Genomic DNA, 414 nt, shown 5'->3' with positions numbered 1-414 from the left:
GAATTCAGCCGGCGACCCGTCGACGCGGTTCTACACGTTGGGCGACTACCACGACACCTGGCGGCGAGATGACGACGGCCGTTGGCGCATCACCGAACGAGTGAAGTCCAACCGCGCGTACGTAGGGCCGCTCGAAATTTTTGGTAATTAACTAATTTGCGTCCACACCAGCTGTGGGTCAGACCTGTTTCGACAGAATCGGCAGTGCCCCGACAACCATCTGCATACCAACCCGCAACGCGGCTCGCAGGCCGGCGAAGTCACCGTCCGCGACCCAGTGCAAATATGCGTGTCGGCACACCTGAATTACCAACTGTGCCGGTAATTCTCGTGTGCTCGGGTTGCTACCCAGGTTAAACCGGGCAGCCAGGAACTCAGTAATCGGGCCGATGAGGTCCTGCCCCCAGTCCAACC

1 protein-coding gene is annotated in these 414 nt (G+C 59.4%); it reads right to left on the bottom strand.

The genetic code is table 11. From position 1 onward, the window contains the following. Positions 1–178: 178 nt before the first annotated feature. The coding region (locus RM844_RS33120) for a hypothetical protein (protein ID WP_394814667.1) at positions 179–414 on the bottom strand (236 nt) is incomplete at its 5' end.

Source organism: Streptomyces chisholmiae, assembly GCF_031845445.1.
In the GTDB taxonomy this organism is placed as follows: Bacteria; Actinomycetota; Actinomycetes; order Streptomycetales; family Streptomycetaceae; genus Streptomyces; species Streptomyces chisholmiae.
This window is presented reverse-complemented; position numbering and strand designations above follow the sequence as displayed.